Here is a 23,034-nt window from a genome sequence, read left to right on the forward strand (position 1 = left end):
GGTTGGGCCTAGGTCATGCGGCCGGTGATGTAATTTTCGGTGCGCTGTAAACGCGGGTTGGTGAACACTTGATCCGTTGGCCCGTATTCAACGAGTTCACCTTGCTGCAAAAAAGCCGTGTAGTCGGATACCCGTGCGGCTTGCTGCATATTGTGCGTCACTAATACCAGCGTGAGCTGGGATTTCAGGTTACGAATCAGCTCTTCGATTTTCAGCGTCGAGATCGGATCCAGCGCCGAGGCGGGCTCGTCGAGCAGCAGCACGTCGGGCTGTACGGCGAGCGTCCGGGCAATCACCAAACGCTGCTGCTGACCCCCGGATAGCTGCCACGCCGAGCGATGCAGGCGATCTTTCACCTCGTCCCACAAAGCCGCGGACGTCAATGCCCACTCGATGATGTCGTCGCGTTTGCGCTTGGGCATGCGCCCTTGCAAACGCAGCCCAAAGGCGACGTTTTCATAAATGGACATTGGGAATGGGTTGGGCGTCTGAAACACCATGCCCACACGGCGACGCAGTTCGGTGACGTTCATCTGTGGGGCGTGAATGTCCTGACCCTCCAGCTGAATCTGACCTCGATGCGTCACCGACTCGTTAAGATCGTGCAGCCGATTGATAGCACGTAGTAACGTCGATTTTCCGCAGCCCGACGGGCCGATGAAAGCGGTGACTCGGTGGCGAGGCACATCGAGCGTTAGGTCGCGCAACGCCGTTTTCCCCGCATAGGCGAGGTGAAACTGGTTGATGCTCAAACAGCAGGTCTCGGCAGTAAAGCGAGTCACCGATGCATGAGGCGGGTTGGCGGACGATAACGCTAGCATTCGTTTCCTCGTTGACGCCTTAAATAATGACGCAGAAATATGGCAGTTAGATTAAGCACGAGCACGATCAATACGAGCAGCAGCGCAGTAGCAAACACCAGGGGAATGGCGGCCTGGACATCTTCGCCGTGAAAAGCGGTATCAAATAAATGATAGCCAAGGTGCATGAATTTGCGCTCTAGGTGCAAGTAGGGAAACTCGCCATCCACAGGCATTTGGGGAGCCAGCTTGGCGACGCCCACCAGCATCAGCGGGGCGACTTCGCCAGCGGCTCGGGCCACGGCCAAAATCACGCCGGTGAGCATGGCCGGGGTCGCCATGGGCAGCACCACGCGGACCAGCATTTCCAGGCGGGTGGCGCCCAGTGCGACCGCACCTTCTCGCTGCGCATCGGGAATGCGTGCCAGGCCCTCTTCGGTGGCCACGATGACGACCGGCAGGGTGAGCAGCGCCAGGGTCAGCGATGCCCAGAGCAGACCGCCTGTGCCAAACGTGGGGGAAGGCAGCGTATCCTCGAAAAACCAGCTGTCGATGGAGCCCCCGATCCCGTAAACGAAAACGCCCAAGCCAAACACTCCGTAAACGATCGACGGCACACCGGCAAGGTTGCGTACGCCGATACGCACCAAGCGAGTCAGGCGGTTTTGATGCGCGATTTCATTGAGATAAATGGCGGCCAGTACGCCAAACGGCGTCACGATGACCGACATCAGCATCACCATCATGACCGTACCGAAGATGGCGGGCCACACGCCGCCGCCGGTATTGGCCGAGCGGGGACCTTCGCTAAGAAATTGCCATATACGCTTGCACCAAACGGCGACTTTTTGGCTCCAGGACATGGCGTTTGGTGCTTGAAATCGAGTGACGCCCGCTAACGGTTGGCTCACGGTGTCGCCCTGGGCGGAAGTGAGCTGCAGCCGTGCGATCGGCCGTTGTCCGTCAGGCAATCTAAGCGCTTGTGCAACGAATGCCCAGGCAGCCTCACCCTCAAAACGCTGACCTGCGCTCTCGACGACGTCTAGGCGCCCGATGAAGTCTCCCCATGGAGCACGCTCCAAGCGGATGAGGTCGTTGGGCTCCGCAACGGCGGCGATATCGCCGAGGGCGACCCAGCGCCAGCTGTCGCCGTCAAGATCCCGGTTGCCGGTAAAGTAGAGGCGTTCTGTCCCTGCTGCGTTGGGCAGCGGGGCTTCCCGCACCGGCTGACCGATCACCGTCTCCCCAGAGCGCAGAGTGACTTGTTCCAGCGTGGCAGGCCAAAAGTGGCCCAGGCCACGGGCGGCCAGCAACGTCAGAAGTGTTGCCAGCATCAGCAGCGACAGCGCAACGCTAGCGGCGCATAGCCAAGGCCACAACAGGCTGCCCACGGACGTAAGGCGGGGGGACTTCCGGTGCCAGCGCATTAGCGACTCCCACCGATGCGCTGATAGCGCTGACGTAGGCGTTGGCGCACCATCTCAGCAAGGGTGTTAACCAAAAAAGTAAAGAGAAACAGCGTCAGAGCTGCAAAAATCAGTAGGTGATAGGTCATCCCACCGGGAGCGGCTTCTGGAAGCTCGATAGCAATCGATGCCGATAGCGAGCGCAACCCTTCGAAGGGACTTGCGCTGAGCAGCGCGGTATTGCCGCTGGCCATCAAGACGATCATGGTTTCGCCCACCGCGCGCCCGGCACCTATGATGACGGCCGAGAAGACTCCTGGGCCTGCGGTAGGCAGCGCGACTTTCCACAGCGCCTGCCAGCGACTGGCACCCAGTGCTTGAGCGCCCTCCATCAAGCTGGCAGGCACATCGGCGAGCGCGTCCTCGGCCAGCGAGTAGATGCTAGGAATCACCGCAAACCCCATGGCGATCCCCACGATCAGCGCGTTACGGGTGGCGTAATCGAGGCCGTACTGCTGATCGAGCATGAGCCGTAGGTCGCCGCCGAACCAGAGCTGTTCCAAGAGCGGTGCCAACCACAGCGCCAAGGTGATCATGATGGCGAGCCAAGGCATCAGCCAGAGGCCCGCCCAAGAGAGCGGCAGCCACCGACGCATACGCGAACCGGCGAAATACCAGAGCGAGCCTGCCACTCCAGCGCTTAGCGGCAGCCATATAAACACCAGTAGTGTACTGGCGAGATGACGCTCTACCCAAGGTGCCAGCAGCAAACCGGCAATGAAGCCCACGACCACGCCGGGAATGGCTTCCATAAGTTCCAATAGCGGCTTGATACGGCTGCGTAGCCGTGCCGACATGAACAGCGCTGAGTACATGGCCGCGCCCAGCGCGATGGGGGTCGCGAACAGCATGGCAGCGAGGGCCGCTTTGAGCGTGCCCCACGCCAGTGGCGATAACGTGCTGAGAGATAAGGTGTCGCCAAACGACAGCAGCGGTAGCGTTTCCCATATTAGAAACACGCCAATGGCAAGAATGGCCAATAGAACACCGATACCACCGGCGGTAATCAGGCCAGTGGCAATACGGTCATGAATGAGGCGCAGCGGCTGACGCGAAAGAGGTAGCCGTGGGGGAGTCATGTCGACATCATAAAGAAACAGGTAGCGTCGCAAAAAAGTACGTACATGGCAGAAGTTCTTCACCCTACGGCATGTTTATGACAGTTAAATGACAATCTAACGCGTCAGCAGCGGCGGCTGTCGCAGCGCTTGGGGCAGCGGTACGAAGCCCGCTGCTCGAACGATTTGCTGACCTTCGTCGGAGAAGATCAGTTCGATGAACGCCTGTTCGGCAGGCGGTAGCGTCTCCCCTGGCGGCAGATTCACGTAGAGGTAGAGGTTTCGCGATAACGGATAAGTGCCGTCCTGGATCGTCGAGACAGTTGGCCGGATAGCGCGGCCGGCCTCGTCGATCAGCGGCAGGGCACGAACCATTGCATTCACGTGGTTATAGCCTGCGTAGCCCATGGCATTGGGTGACTCGCCTACGGCGGCGATCACCGCCGACGAGCCAGGGTGTTCGCTGATATCGCGACGGAATTGGCCGTTGCATAGAGCCCGGTCCAGAAACAGCCCGTGGGTGCCAGAGGCCAAGTTACGGCCATGTAGCGCAATCTTGCCGTAGGGCCACTGCGCCACAGGCAGTAACTCTTCCCAGCGACGGATTGGCTGCTGCCCCCCACACGACAAGGTGGTGGAAAAAATCGCATCGGCCTGCTCGCGGGTGAGCGATGCCAGAGGGTTGTGGCGGTGAACCACCAGCAGTAGGGCATCTCGGGCAACGCTCAATTCACGGGGCGGGTAGCCGTAGCGCTCGATGAACTGTTGGCGCTCGGTATCGGTCATGGGGCGCGACATCGGGCCAAAGCGCGTCGTTCCTGCCACTAGCGCGGTCGGTGCACTGGCAGAGCCACCTGCTTGAAACTGCAGCGTAATATCCGGGTAGCGGTGGTTGAGTGCTTCCCCCCAGCGGAGCATCAGCCCCGCCATGGTGTCGGAGCCTACGGCACCCAAGGTGCCGCTCACTGGTGCAGGTTGCCCCCAGGCAACCGTGGAGCAGAGCAGCACGCCCATGGCCACCCAACGGCGACAACAGCGATGAATCCGCTCGCAATGGCACGCCCAACGATTGCCCTTCAAACATCCCCCCTCTTATGATTAACTATCGCTACCCTGTTGCGATGCAGCAACGTGATGCACTTGCGTAGTGCCGGTTTTGAGTACCGGTTTTACTACAGCGTTTCACTACAACAATAACCTTACAAAGCGACCACCTTATGACACCGCTGGATACCGACTTGGACGACGTACCGGCCCCCAAAGGGCAGCTCACCTTAAAGTTACTGGCTTCTCGGCAAGATACCAATCTCTATGGCGATATTCCTGGCGGCTGGTTAGTGAATCATATGGACCAAGCGGCGGAGCTGGCTGCCGGGCGTGAAGCCGGTGGCCGCACCGCGACGGTCGCCATCGAAGCCATGGATTTTTTGAGCCCGGTGCGGGTCGGGTCCATGGTGAGTGTCTATACCCAAGTGCAGGATATTGGCCATAGCTCGATCAAAATCGATGTCGAGGTGTGGGTGCGCCCACCCCATGGCCGCCACATTGAAGAGCGCCAGAAAGTCACCGAAGCGCGTTTCGTCATGGTGGCGTTGGACGATAACGGTCGTATCCGTGCCGTCCATGGCTAGTTCGTCACATCGTAAGCGTGACCTTATAGCAAAAAAGGGCGCCGAAGCGCCCTTTCACATTGGCTAATACGTTAAGCACCGACATTGTCGCGGCTTTTCAGGTAGGCGTACTCCCCTACGTCACTAAACGGGCGCACCACTTCCTGGAAGGCCGAATAGGACTCGTAAACGCGGCGAGACTCTTCATCGCTCTCGACCTGACGCTGAATCGCCTGCTTGGATGACTCGTACAAGGCCGCCATGACGTCTTCTGGGAACGTACGTAGCTGCACGCCGTGCTCTTCCACCAGCGTTTCCAGTGCCTGAGCATTGCGGTAGGCAAACTCGCTGATCATCGCTAGGTTAGAAGCGCGCGCCGCTTCACGGATCACGTCCTGCAAGTCTTCCGGCAGCGCGTTCCAGGCATCCAGGTTGACGGTGCCTTCGAGAACGGCAGTGGGCTCGTTCCACACGGACGTGTAGTAGTAATCCGCCACTTGATGCAGGCCGAACGCTAGGTCGTTATAGGGGCCGACCCAGTCCGCCGCGTCGAGCGCACCGGTTTGCAGTGAGGTAAAGATTTCAGAACCGGCCATGTTGACGGTACTGACGCCGATGCCGTTCATGGCTTCCCCGGCGAGCCCCGGCAGGCGCAGCTTGAGGCCCTGCATGTCCTCGAGGGAGTTGATCTCTTTTTTGAACCAGCCCGCCATCTGCGTACCGGTGTTGCCCACGGCAAAGGGTTTCAGATTGTGGTTGGCGTAGATCTCATCCCACAGCTCTTGGCCACCGCCATGATATAGCCACGCGTTCATTTCGGTGGTAGTCATGCCAAAGGGCACGGCGGTGAAGAACTGAGAGGCAGCCACTTTGCCGCGCCAATAATAAGAGGCGGAGTGGCCCATTTCGGCGGTGCCTGCGGCGACGGCGTCAAATACTTCCAGTGCTGGCACGAGCTCGCCTGCACCATGAACGCGAATGCGCATACGGCCGTTCGAGAGCTGCTCCACTCGGCGGGCAAAGTCGTTGGCGCCAGTACCGAGGGCAGGGAAGTTCTTCGGCCAGGAGGTGACCATATCCCACGTGTAGGTTTCGTTAGCGCTGGCGGTAGAAACAAAGGGGGCAGCAGCGACACCGGCGGCGCCTAGGCCGGCGGTTTTCAAAAATTGGCGGCGTTGCATGGCGGGCATGACTCCGAAATTATAGGCTGTTTTTTTATAAGCGCAGTGAGCGCAGTGTCCGCCTGCCAGTATGCGCTAAGCCGCTTTTATAGGGCAAGTCCCTGTCTTCACTTGCCCTTTTACGAGGTGAAAACGGCGCTACGTTCAAAGCGGTGTCAGTTTGGCAAAACCGAGCACGAGCCACTTCACGCCTTCGCCATCGAAGCTCACCTGCACCCGCGCACGGGCGCCTTCTCCCTCGGCGTTGAGAATGATGCCCTCGCCGAAGACCGGGTGCTCGACTCGCTGGCCGACGTGCAGCGCAGGGAGCTCGCCGTCGCTCTCGATATTGGTTTGGGCAAAACTTTGCCGCGAGGCGGTCACCGGGCGAGATACATGGCCTCGCAGGCGGACCTCCTCCAGCAAATGAGGCGGCAGCTCACGCAAGAAGCGCGACGGGCGTGGAAACACTTCTTTACCGTGCAGTCGGCGGGTTTCCGCGTGGGTGAGGTAGAGCTTCTGCATGGCGCGTGTGACGCCCACGTAGCAAAGCCTGCGCTCCTCTTCGAGCCGCCCAGGCTCTTCCACGGACATCTTGTGGGGAAACAGCCCCTCTTCCACGCCCGCGATGAACACCACGGGAAACTCCAGGCCCTTGGCCGAATGCAGCGTCATCAGTTGCACGCTGTCCTCGAACTCTTCGGCTTCGTGGTCGCCCGCGTTGAGGGCGGCTTCTGATAAGAAGGCTTCCAGTGCTGCCATGCCTTCGCCCGCTTCCGGGGTTTCGAAGGCGTCGCCATGGGTGAAGGCGCGGGCGGCGGTGACCAGCTCTTCCAGGTTTTCGACGCGGGCCTGGCCCTTTTCACCACGCTCATTTTGATGGTGTTCGATCAACCCGGTATGGGCAGTGACATGATCGATGATTTCATGTAGCGGTAGCCCGGCGGCGTCGTTATCGAGCTGCTCGATCAGGTTGGCGAAGGCTTGAACGGCGTTGCCCGCGCGGCCTTTCAAGGTGCCATCCTGGATCGCGTCGTGGAGCGCCTGCCAGAGCGAGACACTCTGCTCGCGGGCGCGGTGGCGAACGATTTCCACCGTGCGGGTGCCGATGCCTCGGGTGGGGACGTTGATGACGCGTTCGAGGGAGGCATCGTCGTCACGATTGAGCAGCAGGCGCAGGTAGGCCAGGGCGTTCTTGATCTCCAACCGCTCATAAAAGCGGTGGCCGCCGTAGATGCGGTAGGGCATTCCTTGGCGAATCAGCGTCTCTTCCAGCAGCCGCGACTGGGCGTTGGAGCGGTATAGGATGGCCACATCACGACGGTGGAAGCCTTCATCGACCTTCTCTTTGATGGTGTCGACGATGTAGCGGGCTTCTTCCAGGTCGTTGAACCCGGCGTAGACCGAGATCGGTTCGCCCTCGATACCATCGGTCCATAGGTTTTTGCCCAGCCGCTCGCTGTTGTGGCTGATCAGCGCGTTGGCGGCGTCCAAAATGGCGCTGGTCGAGCGATAGTTCTGCTCCAGACGCACCGTGTGGGTATCGGGAAACTCCTCTTCGAAGCGGCGGATGTTTTCCACTTTGGCGCCCCGCCAGCCGTAAATCGACTGGTCATCATCGCCCACCGCCGTCATCGGCGTTTGCTGGCCGGTCAGCAGTTTCAGCCACGCGTACTGCAGAGTATTGGTGTCTTGGAACTCGTCCACCAGCACATGGCCGAAACGCTCGCGATAGTGGTTCAGCAGCGGCGGGTTGTCGCGCAAAAGCTCCAGGCTGCGCAGCAGCAGCTCGCCAAAATCCACCAGCCCGCCGCGTTCGCAGGTGAACTGATAGCGCTCGTACAGCTCGACCATCTGTGCCAAATAGCCATCACCGTTGACGTTGACTTGGTGTGGCCGCAGCCCTTCCTCTTTGCAGCCCGCAATGAACCCCTGCACTTGGCGGGGCGGGAAGCGCTCGTCGTCGATCGAGTAGTCTTTGAGCAGCCGTTTGATCAGGCGGAGCTGGTCGTCGGCGTCGATGATTTGGAAGTGTTGCGGCAGGCGGGCGTCTTGCCAATGGGTGCGCAGCAGCCGGTGGGCAATGGAGTGGAAGGTGCCGACCCACACGTGGCGCATGGAGATGCCCAGCAGCGCTTCCAGGCGCGTGCGCATTTCGCGCGCCGCTTTATTGGTAAACGTCACCGCCAGCAGCGCGTAAGGAGAGAGCCCCTCGGCCTGCATCAGCCAGGCAATGCGGTGAACCAGCACGCGGGTTTTACCGGAGCCCGCGCCCGCCAGTACCAGTAGGTTGCCCTGGGGGGCACTGACGGCCTCTCGCTGGGCGGGGTTGAGCTGATCGAGTATCGCCGTGACGTCGTCCATATAAGCCGCTGCCGGTTCGAAAAATGGGCGGCCAGTTTAGCACAGCCCGCTCACTGGCTGGGTATACAGCGTACGTCGCGTTGGGCTGCGTTTATTGATCGTCTGGGTAACGCAGCGTGGTCAGGCTCTTTTTCACCGCTTTGAGCTGTTCGGCAAGCTTGGGGCCGCGGGTTTTGGCCACGCCAACGGCCAGCACGTCGATCAGCACTAGATGCGCGATGCGCGAGCTGAGCGGCGTGTAAATCTCGGTATCTTCGTGCACATCGATGAACAGCGGCAAGCTCACTTCGTGGGCCAGCGGAGACTCGCTGGGGCACAGGCCAATCACCGTGGCCCCCGCTTCGCGGGCCAAACGTACGCTGGCCACCAGCGCCTTGGTGCGCCCGGTTTGCGAAATCGCCACCACTACATCGCCCTCTTGCAGCGTCACCGCCGACATGTTCTGCATGTGCGGGTCGGCGTAGGCAGAGGTCGAGATCTGCAGGCGAAAGAACTTGTGCTGGGCATCGAATGCCACGGCACCGGAGGCGCCAAAGCCGTAAAACTCCACCCGGTTGGCCATGGCCAGCGCGTTCACGGCCCGCCCCAGCGATTCGTTGTCGAGCCGGTCGCGTACCGACAGCAGCGTGCCCACGGTGGAGTCGAAAATGCTGTGGGAAAACTCCGCCACCGAGTCGCTATCGTTCATGGAGAACTGGGCAAACTGGCTGCCACTGGCCAGCATCTGAGCGAGCTGGAGCTTGAAATCCTGAAACCCGTTGCAGCCAAGGGCGCGACAGAAGCGCACCACGGTGGGCTCGCTCACCTTCGCCTCGGTGGCCAGGTCCACGATCCGCATATGGATCACTTCATCGGGATTACGCAGCACGAACCGCGCTACCTTTTGCTCGGAGCGACGGAAATGCTCCATGCGGCGTCTCATTTCATCGAACAGGGCGCGGCTCACGTTCAGCTCCTTAAATTCTTGATCGTGCTTATGAGGCCTAGGTGGCCACAGTATGCCTGAGTGACGGGAAGAGGGTAGCGGTAATCATCCACCGGGGCTGCCGTTAAAAGGGCGTTAACCCATTTCTTCAAGATTCGTCATCATTTTGTCAAGTAGGTTATAGTAAGAAGTGACGTGCCGCACTGCATCATTCAAAAAATCAGTGGTCACGGATGCAGGTGGACGTAGGCAACTTCACCTGGAGGAGCGTCGATCATGAGAAACGTCGAACGAATGACCTCGGTAAAAAGCGAATTGCTCGACATATTCATGAGTATGGAGGTCGATGAGCATGCCCAACGTCGGCGCAGCGCCGCCCAGCGTAGCCTAAGAGCACGCAGAGGGATCGAGCTGCATCGGGAGTTCCAGAAATTGTCGCGGGATATCGCTCCCTTGCCGGACGATGACGAACCGCAAGAGAGCGAATTGCACTAAAACAGCGTGTGATGATACGGCCCCGCCAGCTTCGCAGGGCCGTGACGGCTTAGATCAAGCCGGCCACGAACACGGCGATGACACCTGCGGGCGCGACGAAGCGTGCGAGTATGTTCCATACGCCCACACCAGCGGCTGACAACCCAAGCTCAGCCTCGACGCTCTTGCGCTCTAAACACCAGGCGGCGAACAGGATCGCGCCCAGGCCGGTCAGCGGCAGGAGAATCTTGCTGGTAAAGGTGTCGAGCAGGTCGAAGATATTCAAGCCAAACAGCAGCACGTCCGACCATACGTTGAACGAGAGCAGGGCGGCAACGCCTAGCGCCCACACCGCAATGCCGCTCGCAAACGTCGCTACCAAACGCGACATCGAGGTACGCTCTTCCAAGGTTTCCACCACCGGCTCCAGCAGCGAGATGGCCGAGGTCAGCGCTGCAAACGTAAGCAGCAGGAAGAACATCAGACCCAGAATCGTACCGCCGGTCATGTTGCCGAACGCCAGCGGTAGCGTCACAAAGATCAGGCCGGGGCCTTCGCCTGCGCTCAAGCCGTTGGCAAACACGATCGGGAAGATCGCCAAGCCAGCCAGCAGGGCAATGGCAGTATCCAGTATGATCACGGTGCGCGCGGTGCTGATCAGGTTGACGTCTTCGCCCAGGTAAGAGCCGTAGGCCATCATGATGCCCATGCCCAGCGAGAGGGTGAAGAACGCTTGGCCCATGGCCGCTAGTACCACGCCGCCATTTAGCGCTGACCAGTCCGGGCTGAACATGAAGCTCAGGGCTTCACCGAAGTAGCCGCTGGTCATGCCGTAGCCGACCAGGATCAGCATCAGTACCACCAGCGCAGGCATCATGGTGCGAGCCGCGCTTTCCAGGCCTTTGGTAACGCCGCGGGCCACGATGCCGATCACCAGCACCATGAAGGCGGTATGCCACAGCAGCAGTGTCGTCGGGCTGCCCAGCATGCCGCTGAACAGCGCACCAATGCTGTCCGCATCTTGGCCGTTGAAGGTGCCAATCACCGAGCTCAGGGTGTAGTTCAACGACCAGCCGCCGATCACGCTATAAAACGACAAGATCAAGAAGGCGGCGAGAACACCGCTCACCCCGATCGTTGCCCAAGCGCGCGTCTTGCCGTGGCTAGCGGCCAAATCGGACATGGTATTGATGGGATTTTTCTGGCCGCGACGGCCAATCATCCATTCGGCGACCAAAATGGGCAGGCCCACCAGCGCGACGCATGCCAAATACACCAGTACGAACGCCGCACCGCCGCTGTCGCCCACCATGTAAGAGAAGCGCCAGATATTGCCCAGGCCAACGGCGGAACCCGCAGCCGCCAGCACGAAGCCCATGCGTGACGACCACTGTGCATGTGCAAGTTTTGCCATAAATCACCTATGTGAAGTTCGATTGTAATGAGTCGTTGTCGGCGCACTGCACCGATTTTCGGAAATAGAGAGATTGCCAGCGTGCTTTTCCGAAAGAACGCGCAATTTATCCGATCATAGGGGGGCTTGCCAGTCAGCTATTCTAAAAAGAGGCCTTAGAATAGCTGGCTCTGCTTTTCGTCAGCAAAAGGCTCGAGTGCCGGTAGTGAAATGCGCCGTTGGAGGGTGTGGTACAGATGGCGAGCCATCTCTGGCGACGCTCGGTTATCGGCTGTATGCACAAATAAGAAAGGGGTTTTCCCCTGACTTATCCACAGGGCGAGGCGGTCTACCCACGGCTCGAAGTAGCGAGTATTGATGGCTTTGTCAATATGGCCAATGAAGCGAATGATCGGTTGCTCTGCCGTGGAAAGCACGTGTAGCGGGAGTTTCGGCTTTTCCTGCTGAGCGTGAGCGAGACCTGCATGGCCATTCGCAGGGGTCGAGAACACGGGGCGCACATCGAGCATCACACGGTTGGCGCCATAAGTTATCAACAATTGGTTGAAGGCTTTCTCCTCCTCACCCTTGTGGAAAAAAACAGGGTGGCGCACCTCCACGGCGCAGGGCAGATGCGCTGGCCAGTGGGCAAGCAGCGCTTCCAGCTTGGGCAGCTCGGAAGGGCCAAAATCTCGGGGTAGCTGCACCATGGTCGGACCTAGCCGGTCATGAAGCGGGGTCAGTGCGGCGATGAACTTCCAAGCAGCGGTCAAATTGCCGAGGCGCTGGTCATGCGTCACGCTCGCGGGCAGTTTGAAGCAGAAGCGAAAGTGCGCTGGGGCTTGGCGGGCCCAAGCAGCGATGGTGTCGGATTTGGGCGCACCGCTGTAAAACGTCGTATTGCCCTCGACGCTGGAAAACACTGCCGCGTAGTCGCTCAGCAGATCGGTTTTGGCCTGGCGCGGGTAGAGGCCACCCTGCCAATCCTGATTGGCCCACATGGGCAAGCCAAGATAGAGCGGTAGGGGCGAGCATGGGGCGGTCATCGCAACGGTAGCCTTTGTCGACAGTAGCCAAAGTAACGTATAAAAAAGTGAGTGTAACCTTAACATCGCCCGCTGTGGCGGTGGTGCACGGCGTGTTCATGAAGATAACGGCCACATTTATGAAACTCTCCCCGTCGCTACAGCGCTACTATGGCGATCATTACAACGCTCACAAGACAATCGACAGGAACGCCCCATGGATGCTGCTTATGTAAGCGCCGACGATATTCGCGATCACTTCTCCAAAGCGATGTCGGCGATGTATCAACAGGAAGTACCGCAATACGGCACGCTGCTCTCGCTGGTGGAGCGTGTGAATCGTGACGTGCTGGCAAACGATGCCGACCTCGCCCGCTCACTCGAAGCGTCCGACGAGCTGGCGCGCCTGAGCGTCGAGCGTCATGGAGCGATCCGGGTCGGCCTGCCCGAAGAGCTGGCGCTGCTGCGGCGCATGTTTGCGGTCATGGGCATGTATCCGGTGGGTTACTACGACTTGGCGGTTGCCGGTGTGCCGGTGCACTCCACGGCCTTTCGTCCGGTGGACGACGACGCGTTGAGGCGTAATCCCTTTCGTGTCTTTACCTCGTTGTTGCGTCTAGAGCTCATCGAAAACGCAGCGCTTCGCGAGCAGGCGCGGGAAATTCTCTCCCATCGTGAGATCGTCACCCCCGAGGCGCAAGCGCTGATCGCCCGCTGCGAAGCGCAAGGGGGCTTGAACGCTGCCGATGCCGAAGCGTTCGTGCAGGCCGCGCTCGATACGTTCCGCTGGCATCACGATGCCACCGTCGACCGCGCCACCTACGACCGTTTGCATCAAGAGCATCGGTTGATTGCCGACGTGGTGAGTTTTCACGGCCCGCATATCAATCACCTGACGCCGCGCACCTTGGATATCGATGCGGTACAGCAGCAGATGCCGAGTGTCGGCATCGACCCTAAGGCGGTGATCGAAGGCCCGCCCCGTCGACGCTGCCCGATTCTGCTTCGCCAAACCAGCTTCAAAGCGCTGGAAGAGACGATTACCTTTGCCGATAGCGTGGCCGGTCATCACACCGCCCGCTTCGGTGAAATCGAGCAGCGCGGCGTTGCCTTGACGCAGAAAGGACGAGCGCTCTACGACCAGCTCTTGGCCCAGTCGCGGCAGTTACCCGCTGCCCAGGATAACGCCACCCACCAAGCGCAGCTGGCCGAGGTGTTTCAAGCGTTCCCTGATGATCTCGATACGCTGCGTCGTGAAGGGCTCGCGTTCTTCCACTACTACGCCGCTCCTGACGCTAAGGTATCGCTGCCTGAACACATCGATGCGGAGACCTTGGAAGCACTCGTCGATCAGGGAGCGTTGTTCTGCCAACCCATGATCTACGAAGATTTCCTGCCGGTCAGCGCGGCGGGTATCTTCCAGTCCAATCTGGGCGGCGAGGAGCGCGACGAATACGCCAGTCAGGCCAACCAAGCGCAGTTCGAGCACGACCTAGGGGCCGATGTGATCGATGAGATTGCGCTCTACGCAAGCCGCGAGCAGGCATCGCTGGACGCGGCGCTGGCAGTGCTCAAGGGAAGGTGTTAGAACGTGGCGACCAACGTTTGCCATGATTCGATCACATCACCTTAGGAGGGCACGATGCAGCAGGACAAAGTATTGGTGTTACATGGGCCTAATCTCAATCTACTGGGCACACGTCAGCCAGAGATTTATGGCTTCGACACCCTAGACGACGTGAATAACCTGCTGCGCGAAAAAGCGGTGATGGGCGGCTGGGAGATCACGTGCCTGCAGAGTAACCACGAAGGAGCGCTCATCGATGCCATCCACGCGGCGAGGGTGGACGGCACCCGGGCCATCATCATCAATCCGGCGGCCTATACGCATACCTCGGTGGCGATTCTCGATGCATTGAACGCCTTCGATGGCCGCGTCATCGAAGTGCATCTCTCCAACGTGCATAAGCGCGAGTCGTTTCGTCACCACTCCTACGTCTCGCTACGCGCCGATGGCGTGATTGCGGGGCTCGGCGTGCAGGGCTACAAAGCGGCGCTCGAGGCGGTGATGGCTAGTTGATGGTCGCGCGTATGTGGGCGACTTTGCTCTGTATCACCGGTAAGTAAACGTTCACCAACGTGTCGAGGTCGACCCGAGCCGCGTTGGTGCTGATGTTGATGGCTCCCATCAAGTGCTGTTTAGCGTCGTACACCGGTACCGCTATGGAGCGTAGGCCCGAATCCAACTCCTGATCCGAAATGGCATACCCTTGCTGTCGTGCCTCGACGATGCGGTGGCGCAGTTCGTTGACATCGGTCACGGTTTTATCGGTGAAGGGCTCGAGCGTAATCGTCGCCAAAAAGCGATCGAGTGCTTCATCGCTGAGCTGAGCCAGCAGTATGCGCCCCATGGAGGTGTACGCGGCGGGCAGCCGTGTGCCTACCGATAGGGTGATGGCCATGAGGCGGTGTTTGGCAGCCGAGCGCGCGACATAGGTCACGTCGTGACCGTCTAGCACGCCCAGCGAGGACGACTCGCCTGTCTCGGCGGTGATTTCTTCCAAGTATTGCTGAATGACGCCTTGGTAATTATTGGCGGACAAAAACGCATAGCCTAGCTGGAGCACGCGGGGCGCTAGCTCGAAGTAGCGCTGCTCCTTGCGTACGTAGCCCAAGGCATGCAGCGTCAGCAAAAAGCGTCGCGCTTTGGCCCTATTCATGCCGGTGCGCGAGGCGACTTCGCTCAACGTCATGCGCGGGTGCTCAGCGTCGAATGCTTGTATGACCTCCAAACCGCTGGCTAAGGCAGTGACAAAGTCGCGGCTCTCCGTACTAAGCATCTCTTCTTGCATGTTCGATATCCACTGTGTTCGAAAGCATCCGAAAAGGGTAACGTAAAAAAGTTCGTTATGCGAACTTATAGAGTTGTCCCGGTGCTTTGGGTCTTATTGGACGAAATGCTACTAAAGTTGTGTTTTTTAAACGCTTAACAACGACGTAATCTCAATGCATATACTGCGAATATATGTACGTGATACGAACAATAATTAACGCACAGGATGATAATAATGAACAAGCTCCTCCGCACTGCCTGTCTCGCTGCCGTCGGTAGCACGCTCACCTTGGGCCTGACGGTATCGTCTGCCACGGCCAACGAGTGGCCCACCGATGACATCCGCTTGGTGGTCCCCTACGCGCCGGGCGGTACCACGGATGTACTTTCTCGGCGCGTCGCTGACCTTCTGCAACAAGAGCTCGATGCGAATGTCGTCGTCGAAAACCGCCCGGGTGCGGGTTCGACGGTAGGGACTGGGCGTCTTGCTCGCGGTGGCCGGGACGCCGATCACACCATTCTCATGGCGTCTCCAGGCCATACGATTGGGGCAGCCATTTATCCCGACCTGAGCTATGACCCGGTGAACGACTTCGTTTTCCTGCAAAACATGATCGACATTCCCAACGTCATGGTGGTGCCCGCCGACAGTCCCTATGAAAGCGTCATCGAGTTCGTGGAAGCCGCCAAAGAAGAGAACATGACGTTTAGCCACAGCGGCGTGGGCAGCTCCATCCATATGTCTGGCGAGCTGTTCAAAACGTTGACCGAGACCAACATGACGGCCGTACCGTTTGCGGGAAGTGGCGCCGCGCTGCCTGCGCTGCTGGGAGGGGACGTGGATGTCTCGTTCGAGAACATGCCCACCGTGCTCTCGCATATTCGCTCGGGTGATTTGCGCGCACTGGCCGTCACCTCCGCCGAGCGCTCTGAATTCTTGCCGGACGTGCCCACGCTGTCTGAAATCGGGGAGTATAACCTCGATCAGTTCATCACCACGGCGTGGTTTGGCTTGATTGCGCATAACTCCTTCCCCGAAGAAGCCCAGAGCGTCATGCAAGAGGCCCTGAACAAGGTCATGGAACGTGAAGAGTTTTTAGACTTCGTCGAACAGCTAGGCGCTGAACCGGGTCAGGTATCCGGCGAGGAGTTCAAGCAGTTCATCGTTGCGGAAGTAGAGCGCTGGGAAAACGTTGCCGAGCAGGCGGGTATTAGCCAGTAAGTCACACCACTTCACGTTGTGCACTGGGGCGAGAACCTGCGTTCTCGCCTTTCTTGTTTCCCTGGGGAATGCCGTCATGACACGCTCAGATGCTAAGCGAAGGATAAAAGACGTCAATGATGTGATAGCAGGGGGCATCCTGCTGTGCTTCTCATTGGCGCTGGTGTTCTATCTGGTGCCGAACTACATCAATGAACCGCCGATTCTACAAAACCCCATGATGTCACCGCGCTGGCTACCGGGGATCGTAGGCTGGCTGATCGTGCTGTTTTCGGTTCTGCTGATTCTGCAAGGGTTTCTGCTCGACAGACGTCACGAAGACGACGAACGACAGATCGAGAAAGGTCCAACGCGGCGCTTCGTGCTGATGGTGGCGGCGCTATTGACCTATGTCGCGCTGTTCGAAGCGATGGGGGCGGTATTCACCGGTATCCTGGCAACGCTCATCCTGTTCTTGGCGCATCCCGTGCGTACCTGGTGGGCCTATAGCTTGGCTTTTGTCTTTCCTATCGCAGTGACACTTCTCTTCGTCAACGTGATGAATGTACCGCTTCCACTATCGCCGATCGGTTTCTGATGGGCTGTCAACGTTTCGGGTGAGCTATGGAAAATTTTTCGGAAGTCGTCGCGCTGTTCTTTAGTTTGGACAACTTCGTCGCCATTGCGCTAGGGGTCGTGATCGGCGTAGTGGTGGGGTCGATTCCTGGGTTGACCGCCACCATGGCGGTCGCGCTCGCGCTGCCGTTCACCTTCTCCATGCAGCCGGTGGCGGCGATTTTGCTGCTCGTGGGCATCTATAAAGGGGGCATGTACGGCGGCTCGATTACGGCGATTTTGATCCGAACGCCCGGCTCCCCCGCCTCCGCCTGTACCCTGCTCGATGGCTACCCCATGGCACAACAGGGGCATGCCAAGAAGGCACTGAAAACGGCGCTCTACTCCTCCGTCATTGCCGATTTCATCTCGAACATTGCGCTGATCTTTTTTGCCGCCTACTTGGCGAAAATCGCCTTGAATTTTGGCGCACCGGAATTCTTCTGGCTCATCTGTTTTTCGCTCACCATCATCATCTCGTTGGCCAGCGGCTCGATGATCAAGGGGTTGATGGCGGCACTGCTGGGTATTCTGCTCTCGTTGGTAGGGCTGGACGACGTCTTCGGCTCTCAGCGGTTTACCTTTGGCAATTACAACTTGATGGACAGCATCTCGTTCATTCCGCTGCTGATCGGCCTATTTGCCATTCCAGAAATCATCGAGTTCTACCGCAGAAAAGCGCTACCGCATATCAAAGCGAAAGCGAGCGGGGCGGGTTTGGCCTTTTCTGAATTGAAACGCTGTATGACGACCATCGTGCGGGGGAGTTTGATCGGCGTGATCATTGGCGCCATTCCCGGTACGGGCGCCACGGCGGCGGCGTTCATTTCTTATAGCGATGCCCGCCGACGCTCCCCTCGCAAGGCGAATTTCGGTAAGGGCGAAGTGGAAGGCGTCGCGGCGGCCGAGGCCGGTAACAATGGCGTCGCCGGTGCCACGATGATTCCTCTGCTATCGCTCGGTATCCCCGGCGACGTGATCACGGCCATCATTCTGGGCGCCTTCATGGTTCACGGCCTGACGCCCGGCCCGCTCATGTTCCAAGAGAATCTATCGCTGATCTACGCGCTCTTCATGGGCATCATGTTCAGCTCGGTGGTTCTGCTGGTGGTGGGCAACGTCGCCATCAAGTACTTTTCGCTCATTGCCGACATTCCCAAGTCGATCCTCTTTCCCATCGTCTTGATGTTCTGCGTTTACGGAGCGTATGCCGTGAACAACGACACCTTCGACGTATGGCTCATGCTGGCGTTCGGGGTGTTGGGGTATGTCTTCAATCGGGCGGCGATACCGGCAGCGCCCTTTTTGATCGGCTTCATTCTCGGCCCGATGTTCGAAGACAACCTGCGCCGCTCGCTGCTGATCGGCCACAACGACTTGTCCATCTTCGTGCGCGGGCCGATTACCTGGGCCTTCATTGCCCTGACGGTAGGGTCGATTGGCCTGGCGCTTTACCGCTTCCTGTCCGCACGCCGCGCCGCACGAGCTGCCACCGACCCATCGTGAAACAAGGCCAGTGGCGTCACCGCTACACTGGGCGGCAGCGGTTACCCGACCGTGACGCCGCCGCACACATAGAGCGTTTGGCCGGTGATGAAACCGCTGCGCTCGTCGCAAAAGAAGCTGACTGCCTGGGCCACGTCTTCCGGCTGGCCCATGCGCCGTAGCGGAATGTTGTCGATGATGCGTCGCGCACGCTCAGAGTCGGGCGGATTGTTTTGCCAAAAGGCACTGGTCGCGATGGGGCCTGGCGCAACGCAGTTGACGGTGATGCCGTGCTCGGCCAGCTCCAGCGCCCAGGTGCGGGCCATGGATTGCAGCGCCCCCTTGGTGGCGCTGTAAATGGAGCGCGCTTCTTTGCCGAGCACCACGCGGCTGGCGTTCACGACGATGCGTCCGCTACCTTGCGCCTTCATGGCGGGCAGCACCGCTTGAGTGCAGATCAGCGCCGAGCGGACGTTCAGCTGCATCAGCGTATCGAAATCCTCGAGGGTCGCCTCCTCTAGCAGGGCGGGCGCCACGATGCCGACATTGTTGATCAGCCGGGTGACGGGATAGCGCTTGGCGATATCCGTCATGAGGTGGCGGGTCGTTTCGGCGTCGGCAAGGTCGATTTGGTAGGCGTCTGCCTGTAGCGATTCCGCTTCCGGCTCGACGATATCCAATACGATGACCCGATAGCCATCCTGCTGAAGGCGCAGGGCAATGGCTTGGCCGATATTACGTGCTCCACCCGTGACGACGGCAACGTCGTGTTGGGAACGTTCGTGACTCATTCATGCTTCCTCGTGTGCGATGTGGCAAGAGGCTCAAAAGGCGACTAAATCACTCAGTGTCATGAGCCAAATCAGCAGGCTAAGCGTAAAAAAGGAGGCGACCGTCGCGACGAGCATGGCGGCAGCGCTCACGTCTCCCAGGTGGTAACGCTGGCCCAATAGAGGATAGATGCTAATCATCGGTGCCGCGGCAAAGAGCAGCGCGCCTGCCATGTAGACGGGCTCGATACTCGGTACCAGGAGACACGCGACCAAAATGGCCAGCGGGTGAAGCAGTAGCTTGCCCACCACGATTTGGCCCACGTCCCTCATCATACCTTGTGCACGCAGACCAAATAGCGAGCCGCCAATCACGAAGAGGGCGGCGGGCCCGGCGGCTTCGGCCAGCATGTGGATCGCTTTCTCGATGGGGAGGGGCATGTCGATACCCGTGCCTGCGATGACGACCCCGACGGTCAAGCCGATCAGCAAAGGATTTTTCGCCAGATTCCGTGCCGTTTGTCGCAGGGTCTGCCACACGTTCGAGCCCTGCTGGTTGCCCATTTCGGCAAGAATGAGCGCGGCGGGAATGATCAGCAGGTTTTCCACCAGCATATTGAGCGCTAAGAGCACCGCTGCCGGTGAGCCGATGACCATGGCGGCGACCGGGTAGCCGACGAATCCGCTATTGGAGGCGGTCATGCCGAGTGCCTGCATGGCGCTCGCGTTCAGCGGTTGGCGCTGTAGTTTCCAGCAGAGGACCAAGCCCGCGCACAGCACGAAGAGCGATCCCAAACCATACGCCAGCAGGTAGCTCGGCTGAAAAATGTCGCTCAGCGGCTGCTGGGTCAGCGCGCGAATCACCAGGGCGGGCAAGGCGCAGTACAGCACGAAAACGCCCACGCCTTGCAGCTGTTCGCGTTGAATGATCCCGCCCCAGCGCGCCACATAGCCAATACCCATGAGCAAAAAAATGGGCGTGGTAATGGCTAGAATATCGAGCATGGTCGGCTCCCCGGTGCGGCGCGCAATGAACGTTCGATGAGCGAATTATTGTACGCTAATTTCCGGGGGTGTCATGAAGCGCGCTGGGGTTTTTGTGCAACGAGTTGCTCGACGTAGTGAGTGCGCAGGGGGATCACGTGCGGTGTGATCTGCTCTGGGTCGAGCTGCCCCTGAGTAAAAAACCGAAACGCATCCACTCCCTGAAAGACGAACAGGTCGACGCCGGAGAGCGTGTTGGCATGGGCCTCGTGCGCCGCCTTCAAGAGCTCGGTATGGGCCGGAATGTACACCGCATCGAATACCCAGTGCTGGGCACCCAGGCCTGCGGTGTCGATGGGGCAGCCGGGATGGTTGATGTGGCCAATGGGGGTGCAGTTCACGACCCCTTGCCAGGTGGGCAGCTCGCGCGTTGCCTGTTCGGCTGACACGCACGTGGCGGCAATGCCCATGGCATTCAGATCCTGGCATAGGGTGTCGGCACGCTGTGCGTCGCGCTCCAAAATATGGATGCAGCGGGCTGACAGCTCGCCGAGCGCGCACGCGACGGCGCGTCCCACGCCACCGGCACCGATCAACAAGACATCGCCCGCCGGCTGGTGGCCAAACGAGTGACGGTAGGCGCTGATGAACCCGGTATAGTCGGTGTTTTCGGCACGCAATCCCTGTTCATCGAACAAGAGCGTATTGGCGGTGCCGACCCGCTGTACACCGGCTCCACAGATGTCGGCTAATTTGGCGGCTGTCTCTTTGAAGGGAAAGGTGACGTTGGTGCCTCGGTATCCTTCTGCGCGCAGCCGCTGAATGGCGCTGGCAAAGTCGAAATCCGCGATCCCCAGGCTGTCGACCAAGTCGTAGCGGACGGCTAGGCCCAGCGATGCGCCTAGGCGTTCGTGCAGGTCGGGAGATTGTGATTTGGCGATACCTTCGCCGACGAGTCCTAATGTGATCATGCGGGGCGCTCTCCCGTGTCGCTATCGATATCTGAGGCTGCGCGAGCGGCTTCCAGGCGTTGCTGTGCCGTGACCCGCACGAAGGCATTCGGCGCGCCTAGCCCCTGGTAGCCCTCTCGCTGCACTAATTCGATGAAGAAGGCTTTGTGGTTGGGTTGCGTATAGAGCTGATGGAAGTCGCCGTGAGCGTCCTGATCGAACAGGATGTGGTGCTCCTGCATCCAGGCATGGGTTTGCGCCGGTAGGTCGAAGCGCGCCGCCAGGTCGCGGTAGTAGTTGCTGGGTATCGGCAGCATGGGGGTGTTTGCCTTATGTAACGCAGCACTGGCATCACGCAGGGACGTGGTGCTTAGAGCGATATGGTGAACGCCCGACCCACCATATTGACGAACAAAACGATTGCTGGCCGTGTCCGGTGAGGCGCTGGCATTGAGCGCTAAACGAAAACGACCATTGCCGTTTTGCAGTACTTGGCTTTGAATCAAACCGCGCGGGTCGGTGACGTCGAACGAGGGAGTCACCTCTAGTTGGAAGATGGCGCGGTACTGCAGCATCAGCGACAGGTAGTCATGGTAGGAGAGCGCCACGCTGATATGGTCGATATCCACCAGCGATCCTTGGGGCACCGGCTGGCGCTCTAGGGGAAACTCGCGATCCCATGTACGGCTCAGCTGCGAGTCATCGATGATATACGAGAGGCTGCCATCGACGTTGCGCAGCGCGCTCATACGGTGACTCGCGCCCACGTCTTCAGGCTCGACGATCTCGTAACCGAGTTTATCTGCCCGCTTGAACGCTTCATAAGCGTTACCCACCCGCAGGCCAATCGCCGTGACGGCCGTGGCGTCACGGCCCGGTACGCGCCCGGTAAAGCTCGACTCGGTATTCAGCACCAGGTTGACGTCGCCCGCCGCCCAGCGCTCGGCGTCCAGCGTGTGGTGCCGACCGACGCAGGCCATGCCCAGGGCGCTCAGCAGCTCGCGCAGCGGCGTCAAGTCCTCGGGCTCGACGGCGATTTCGAGAAAGGCGACGGACTCGATGGGCTGCGGCGCGGGAATGCCGCTATCGCTCTGCATGCTGCGCAGCAAGTGGTAGGAGCGCAGCCCATCGCGCGCGGTTTGGTCGCTGTGGCCCATGCGGAACACATCGTTAAAGATCTCATGGGAGAGCGGGCCGTCGTAGCGCGTCTCGTCCAGCATGGCCATGAAACGATCCATCTGTAGCTCGCCCTGTCCCGGAAAACAGCGGTAGTGTCGACTCCACGACAGGTGATCCATCGACAGGCGCGGCGCATCGGCGGTCTGTACCAAAAAGATACGGTCACCGGGAATGCGGCCCAGGGTGCCTAGCTCCGTCTGGCGCGAGAAGATATGGAAGGTATCCAGCACCAGGCCTACATGCGGGTGCGCCGCCCGGCGTACCACTTCCCAGCTATCGCGGTAGTCGTGGATGTGTCGGCCCCAGGCCAGGGCTTCGTAGGCCACGCGTAACTGCCGTTTTGCGGCGCGTTCGCCCAGCTCGAAAAAGTCATCGGCCGCGCGGCTAATGCCTGGCAGGGCATCCGGGTGGACGGTGCTGCAGGCCATCAGCAAATCGGTGCCGAGCTCTTCCATTAGATCGAACTTATGCTCGGCTCGATCGAAGGCGCGCTCCCGCGCGCGGCCCTGCAGTCCTTCGAAGTCACGAAAAGGCTGGAGAGTGACCAGCTTCAGCCCACGGGAGCGGATGAGCTCGCCAGCTTCCCGTGGCGTGCCTGAGAAGGCCGTCAAGTCGTTTTCGAACAGCTCGAGCCCCTCGAAACCCGCCTGAGTAATAGCATCGACTTTTTCCTCCAGCGAACCGCTGAGGCAAACGGTAGCAATCGATGAGTACATGGCATCATGCTCCTTGTAAGAGTGGC

General features: G+C 59.6%; 21 protein-coding genes. 7 read left to right on the plus strand and 14 right to left on the minus strand.

The window, feature by feature from the left end; genetic code table 11:
- Positions 1–8: 8 nt before the first annotated feature.
- The 4 genes from pstB to MHM37_RS05300 all read right to left on the minus strand — a co-directional run bounded on the left by pstB (position 9) and on the right by MHM37_RS05300 (position 4,338).
- Complete coding sequence (gene pstB / locus MHM37_RS05285; protein WP_139526108.1) at positions 9–821, minus strand: phosphate ABC transporter ATP-binding protein PstB; 813 nt, start codon at positions 819–821, stop codon at positions 9–11.
- On the minus strand, positions 815–2,227 hold the full coding sequence (gene pstA / locus MHM37_RS05290) for a phosphate ABC transporter permease PstA (protein ID WP_239296338.1): 1,413 nt from the start codon (positions 2,225–2,227) through the stop codon (positions 815–817). Before pstA ends, pstB begins: the two co-directional genes overlap by 7 nt.
- The gene (locus tag MHM37_RS05295) at positions 2,227–3,345 is read right to left on the minus strand and encodes an ABC transporter permease subunit (protein ID WP_239296336.1); all 1,119 of its coding nucleotides are present in this window, start codon (positions 3,343–3,345) and stop codon (positions 2,227–2,229) included. The genes pstA and MHM37_RS05295 overlap by 1 nt, the downstream gene beginning before the upstream one ends.
- Before the next feature lie 96 nt (positions 3,346–3,441).
- The gene (locus MHM37_RS05300) at positions 3,442–4,338 is read right to left on the minus strand and encodes a phosphate ABC transporter substrate-binding protein (RefSeq protein ID WP_239296352.1); all 897 of its coding nucleotides are present in this window, start codon (positions 4,336–4,338) and stop codon (positions 3,442–3,444) included.
- Between the two features lie 203 nt (positions 4,339–4,541).
- On the opposite strand from MHM37_RS05300, the gene MHM37_RS05305 reads away from it, so the two are divergent.
- On the plus strand, positions 4,542–4,955 hold the full coding sequence (locus MHM37_RS05305) for an acyl-CoA thioesterase (protein WP_139526105.1): 414 nt from the start codon (positions 4,542–4,544) through the stop codon (positions 4,953–4,955).
- Positions 4,956–5,026: 71 nt separating this feature from the next.
- Here the strand turns inward: MHM37_RS05305 and MHM37_RS05310 are convergent, their stop codons facing one another.
- From MHM37_RS05310 to hexR, 3 genes are all read right to left on the minus strand, one after another.
- Positions 5,027–6,115 (minus strand): TRAP transporter substrate-binding protein, encoded by a 1,089-nt coding sequence (locus tag MHM37_RS05310; RefSeq protein WP_139526104.1) that lies wholly within the window; start codon positions 6,113–6,115, stop codon positions 5,027–5,029.
- A 144-nt stretch (positions 6,116–6,259) separates the two neighbouring features.
- Complete coding sequence (gene uvrD, locus MHM37_RS05315; protein ID WP_239296334.1) at positions 6,260–8,458, minus strand: DNA helicase II; 2,199 nt, start codon at positions 8,456–8,458, stop codon at positions 6,260–6,262.
- 91 nt (positions 8,459–8,549) lie between these two features.
- Entirely contained in the window at positions 8,550–9,404 is an 855-nt protein-coding gene (gene hexR, locus MHM37_RS05320) for a transcriptional regulator HexR (protein ID WP_139526102.1), read from the minus strand.
- A 255-nt stretch (positions 9,405–9,659) separates the two neighbouring features.
- On the opposite strand from hexR, the gene MHM37_RS05325 reads away from it, so the two are divergent.
- Complete coding sequence (locus MHM37_RS05325) at positions 9,660–9,878, plus strand: hypothetical protein (protein WP_062374507.1); 219 nt, start codon at positions 9,660–9,662, stop codon at positions 9,876–9,878.
- 49 nt (positions 9,879–9,927) lie between these two features.
- Here the strand turns inward: MHM37_RS05325 and MHM37_RS05330 are convergent, their stop codons facing one another.
- Together MHM37_RS05330 and MHM37_RS05335 are read right to left on the minus strand one after the other, a co-directional pair.
- Positions 9,928–11,271 carry a sodium-dependent transporter gene (locus tag MHM37_RS05330; RefSeq protein WP_153843566.1) on the minus strand — a complete coding sequence of 448 codons (1,344 nt, stop codon included), beginning with the start codon at positions 11,269–11,271 and terminating at the stop codon, positions 9,928–9,930.
- A gap of 155 nt (positions 11,272–11,426) precedes the next feature.
- The gene (locus tag MHM37_RS05335; protein WP_239296333.1) at positions 11,427–12,296 is read right to left on the minus strand and encodes a DUF72 domain-containing protein; all 870 of its coding nucleotides are present in this window, start codon (positions 12,294–12,296) and stop codon (positions 11,427–11,429) included.
- Positions 12,297–12,492: 196 nt separating this feature from the next.
- Here MHM37_RS05335 and MHM37_RS05340 point away from each other — a divergent pair, with 196 nt between their 5' ends.
- Both MHM37_RS05340 and aroQ read left to right on the plus strand, forming a co-directional pair.
- Complete coding sequence (locus MHM37_RS05340; RefSeq protein ID WP_239296332.1) at positions 12,493–13,863, plus strand: VOC family protein; 1,371 nt, start codon at positions 12,493–12,495, stop codon at positions 13,861–13,863.
- A 54-nt stretch (positions 13,864–13,917) separates the two neighbouring features.
- Positions 13,918–14,355 carry a type II 3-dehydroquinate dehydratase gene (gene aroQ, locus MHM37_RS05345; RefSeq protein ID WP_139526098.1) on the plus strand — a complete coding sequence of 146 codons (438 nt, stop codon included), beginning with the start codon at positions 13,918–13,920 and terminating at the stop codon, positions 14,353–14,355.
- Here the strand turns inward: aroQ and MHM37_RS05350 are convergent.
- Positions 14,348–15,127, minus strand: coding sequence for an IclR family transcriptional regulator C-terminal domain-containing protein (locus tag MHM37_RS05350; protein ID WP_239285768.1), 780 nt, complete (start codon positions 15,125–15,127; stop codon positions 14,348–14,350). The genes aroQ and MHM37_RS05350 overlap by 8 nt on opposite strands.
- Positions 15,128–15,343: 216 nt before the next feature.
- Here MHM37_RS05350 and MHM37_RS05355 point away from each other — a divergent pair, with 216 nt between their 5' ends.
- From MHM37_RS05355 to MHM37_RS05365, 3 genes are all read left to right on the plus strand, one after another.
- Positions 15,344–16,330: a tripartite tricarboxylate transporter substrate binding protein gene (locus tag MHM37_RS05355; RefSeq protein WP_239285770.1), complete on the plus strand. Its 987-nt coding sequence runs from the start codon at positions 15,344–15,346 to the stop codon at positions 16,328–16,330.
- Between the two features lie 76 nt (positions 16,331–16,406).
- Positions 16,407–16,907 carry a tripartite tricarboxylate transporter TctB family protein gene (locus MHM37_RS05360; RefSeq protein ID WP_239285772.1) on the plus strand — a complete coding sequence of 167 codons (501 nt, stop codon included), beginning with the start codon at positions 16,407–16,409 and terminating at the stop codon, positions 16,905–16,907.
- 26 nt (positions 16,908–16,933) lie between these two features.
- Entirely contained in the window at positions 16,934–18,430 is a 1,497-nt protein-coding gene (locus MHM37_RS05365; RefSeq protein WP_153843558.1) for a tripartite tricarboxylate transporter permease, read from the plus strand.
- 41 nt (positions 18,431–18,471) lie between these two features.
- Here MHM37_RS05365 and MHM37_RS05370 read toward each other — a convergent pair whose 3' ends face one another.
- The 4 genes from MHM37_RS05370 to MHM37_RS05385 all read right to left on the minus strand — a co-directional run bounded on the left by MHM37_RS05370 (position 18,472) and on the right by MHM37_RS05385 (position 23,008).
- Complete coding sequence (locus tag MHM37_RS05370; RefSeq protein WP_153843557.1) at positions 18,472–19,200, minus strand: SDR family oxidoreductase; 729 nt, start codon at positions 19,198–19,200, stop codon at positions 18,472–18,474.
- 33 nt (positions 19,201–19,233) lie between these two features.
- Entirely contained in the window at positions 19,234–20,184 is a 951-nt protein-coding gene (locus MHM37_RS05375; protein WP_153843556.1) for an AEC family transporter, read from the minus strand.
- A gap of 71 nt (positions 20,185–20,255) precedes the next feature.
- Positions 20,256–21,134: a shikimate dehydrogenase gene (locus MHM37_RS05380; RefSeq protein ID WP_239296331.1), complete on the minus strand. Its 879-nt coding sequence runs from the start codon at positions 21,132–21,134 to the stop codon at positions 20,256–20,258.
- Positions 21,131–23,008: a sugar phosphate isomerase/epimerase and 4-hydroxyphenylpyruvate domain-containing protein gene (locus MHM37_RS05385; protein ID WP_239296330.1), complete on the minus strand. Its 1,878-nt coding sequence runs from the start codon at positions 23,006–23,008 to the stop codon at positions 21,131–21,133. Before MHM37_RS05385 ends, MHM37_RS05380 begins: the two co-directional genes overlap by 4 nt.
- Positions 23,009–23,034 lie beyond the last annotated feature (26 nt).

This window comes from Halomonas sp. MMH1-48 (assembly GCF_022348105.1).
Taxonomy (GTDB): domain Bacteria; phylum Pseudomonadota; class Gammaproteobacteria; order Pseudomonadales; family Halomonadaceae; genus Vreelandella; species Vreelandella piezotolerans.

What these genes read in the sequence shown, in the direction of transcription:
- pstB (WP_139526108.1), bottom strand. Translation starts at nt 821, where the DNA reads ATGCTAGCGTTATCGTCCGCCAACCCGCCTCATGCATCGGTGACTCGC.
- pstA (WP_239296338.1), bottom strand. Translation starts at nt 2,227, where the DNA reads ATGCGCTGGCACCGGAAGTCCCCCCGCCTTACGTCCGTGGGCAGCCTG.
- MHM37_RS05295 (WP_239296336.1), bottom strand. Translation starts at nt 3,345, where the DNA reads ATGACTCCCCCACGGCTACCTCTTTCGCGTCAGCCGCTGCGCCTCATT.
- MHM37_RS05300 (WP_239296352.1), bottom strand. Translation starts at nt 4,338, where the DNA reads ATGGGCGTGCTGCTCTGCTCCACGGTTGCCTGGGGGCAACCTGCACCA.
- MHM37_RS05305 (WP_139526105.1), top strand. Translation starts at nt 4,542, where the DNA reads ATGACACCGCTGGATACCGACTTGGACGACGTACCGGCCCCCAAAGGG.
- MHM37_RS05310 (WP_139526104.1), bottom strand. Translation starts at nt 6,115, where the DNA reads ATGCAACGCCGCCAATTTTTGAAAACCGCCGGCCTAGGCGCCGCCGGT.
- uvrD (WP_239296334.1), bottom strand. Translation starts at nt 8,458, where the DNA reads ATGGACGACGTCACGGCGATACTCGATCAGCTCAACCCCGCCCAGCGA.
- MHM37_RS05325 (WP_062374507.1), top strand. Translation starts at nt 9,660, where the DNA reads ATGAGAAACGTCGAACGAATGACCTCGGTAAAAAGCGAATTGCTCGAC.
- MHM37_RS05330 (WP_153843566.1), bottom strand. Translation starts at nt 11,271, where the DNA reads ATGGCAAAACTTGCACATGCACAGTGGTCGTCACGCATGGGCTTCGTG.
- MHM37_RS05335 (WP_239296333.1), bottom strand. Translation starts at nt 12,296, where the DNA reads ATGACCGCCCCATGCTCGCCCCTACCGCTCTATCTTGGCTTGCCCATG.
- MHM37_RS05340 (WP_239296332.1), top strand. Translation starts at nt 12,493, where the DNA reads ATGGATGCTGCTTATGTAAGCGCCGACGATATTCGCGATCACTTCTCC.
- aroQ (WP_139526098.1), top strand. Translation starts at nt 13,918, where the DNA reads ATGCAGCAGGACAAAGTATTGGTGTTACATGGGCCTAATCTCAATCTA.
- MHM37_RS05350 (WP_239285768.1), bottom strand. Translation starts at nt 15,127, where the DNA reads ATGCAAGAAGAGATGCTTAGTACGGAGAGCCGCGACTTTGTCACTGCC.
- MHM37_RS05355 (WP_239285770.1), top strand. Translation starts at nt 15,344, where the DNA reads ATGAACAAGCTCCTCCGCACTGCCTGTCTCGCTGCCGTCGGTAGCACG.
- MHM37_RS05360 (WP_239285772.1), top strand. Translation starts at nt 16,407, where the DNA reads ATGACACGCTCAGATGCTAAGCGAAGGATAAAAGACGTCAATGATGTG.
- MHM37_RS05365 (WP_153843558.1), top strand. Translation starts at nt 16,934, where the DNA reads ATGGAAAATTTTTCGGAAGTCGTCGCGCTGTTCTTTAGTTTGGACAAC.
- MHM37_RS05370 (WP_153843557.1), bottom strand. Translation starts at nt 19,200, where the DNA reads ATGAGTCACGAACGTTCCCAACACGACGTTGCCGTCGTCACGGGTGGA.
- MHM37_RS05375 (WP_153843556.1), bottom strand. Translation starts at nt 20,184, where the DNA reads ATGCTCGATATTCTAGCCATTACCACGCCCATTTTTTTGCTCATGGGT.
- MHM37_RS05380 (WP_239296331.1), bottom strand. Translation starts at nt 21,134, where the DNA reads ATGATCACATTAGGACTCGTCGGCGAAGGTATCGCCAAATCACAATCT.
- MHM37_RS05385 (WP_239296330.1), bottom strand. Translation starts at nt 23,008, where the DNA reads ATGTACTCATCGATTGCTACCGTTTGCCTCAGCGGTTCGCTGGAGGAA.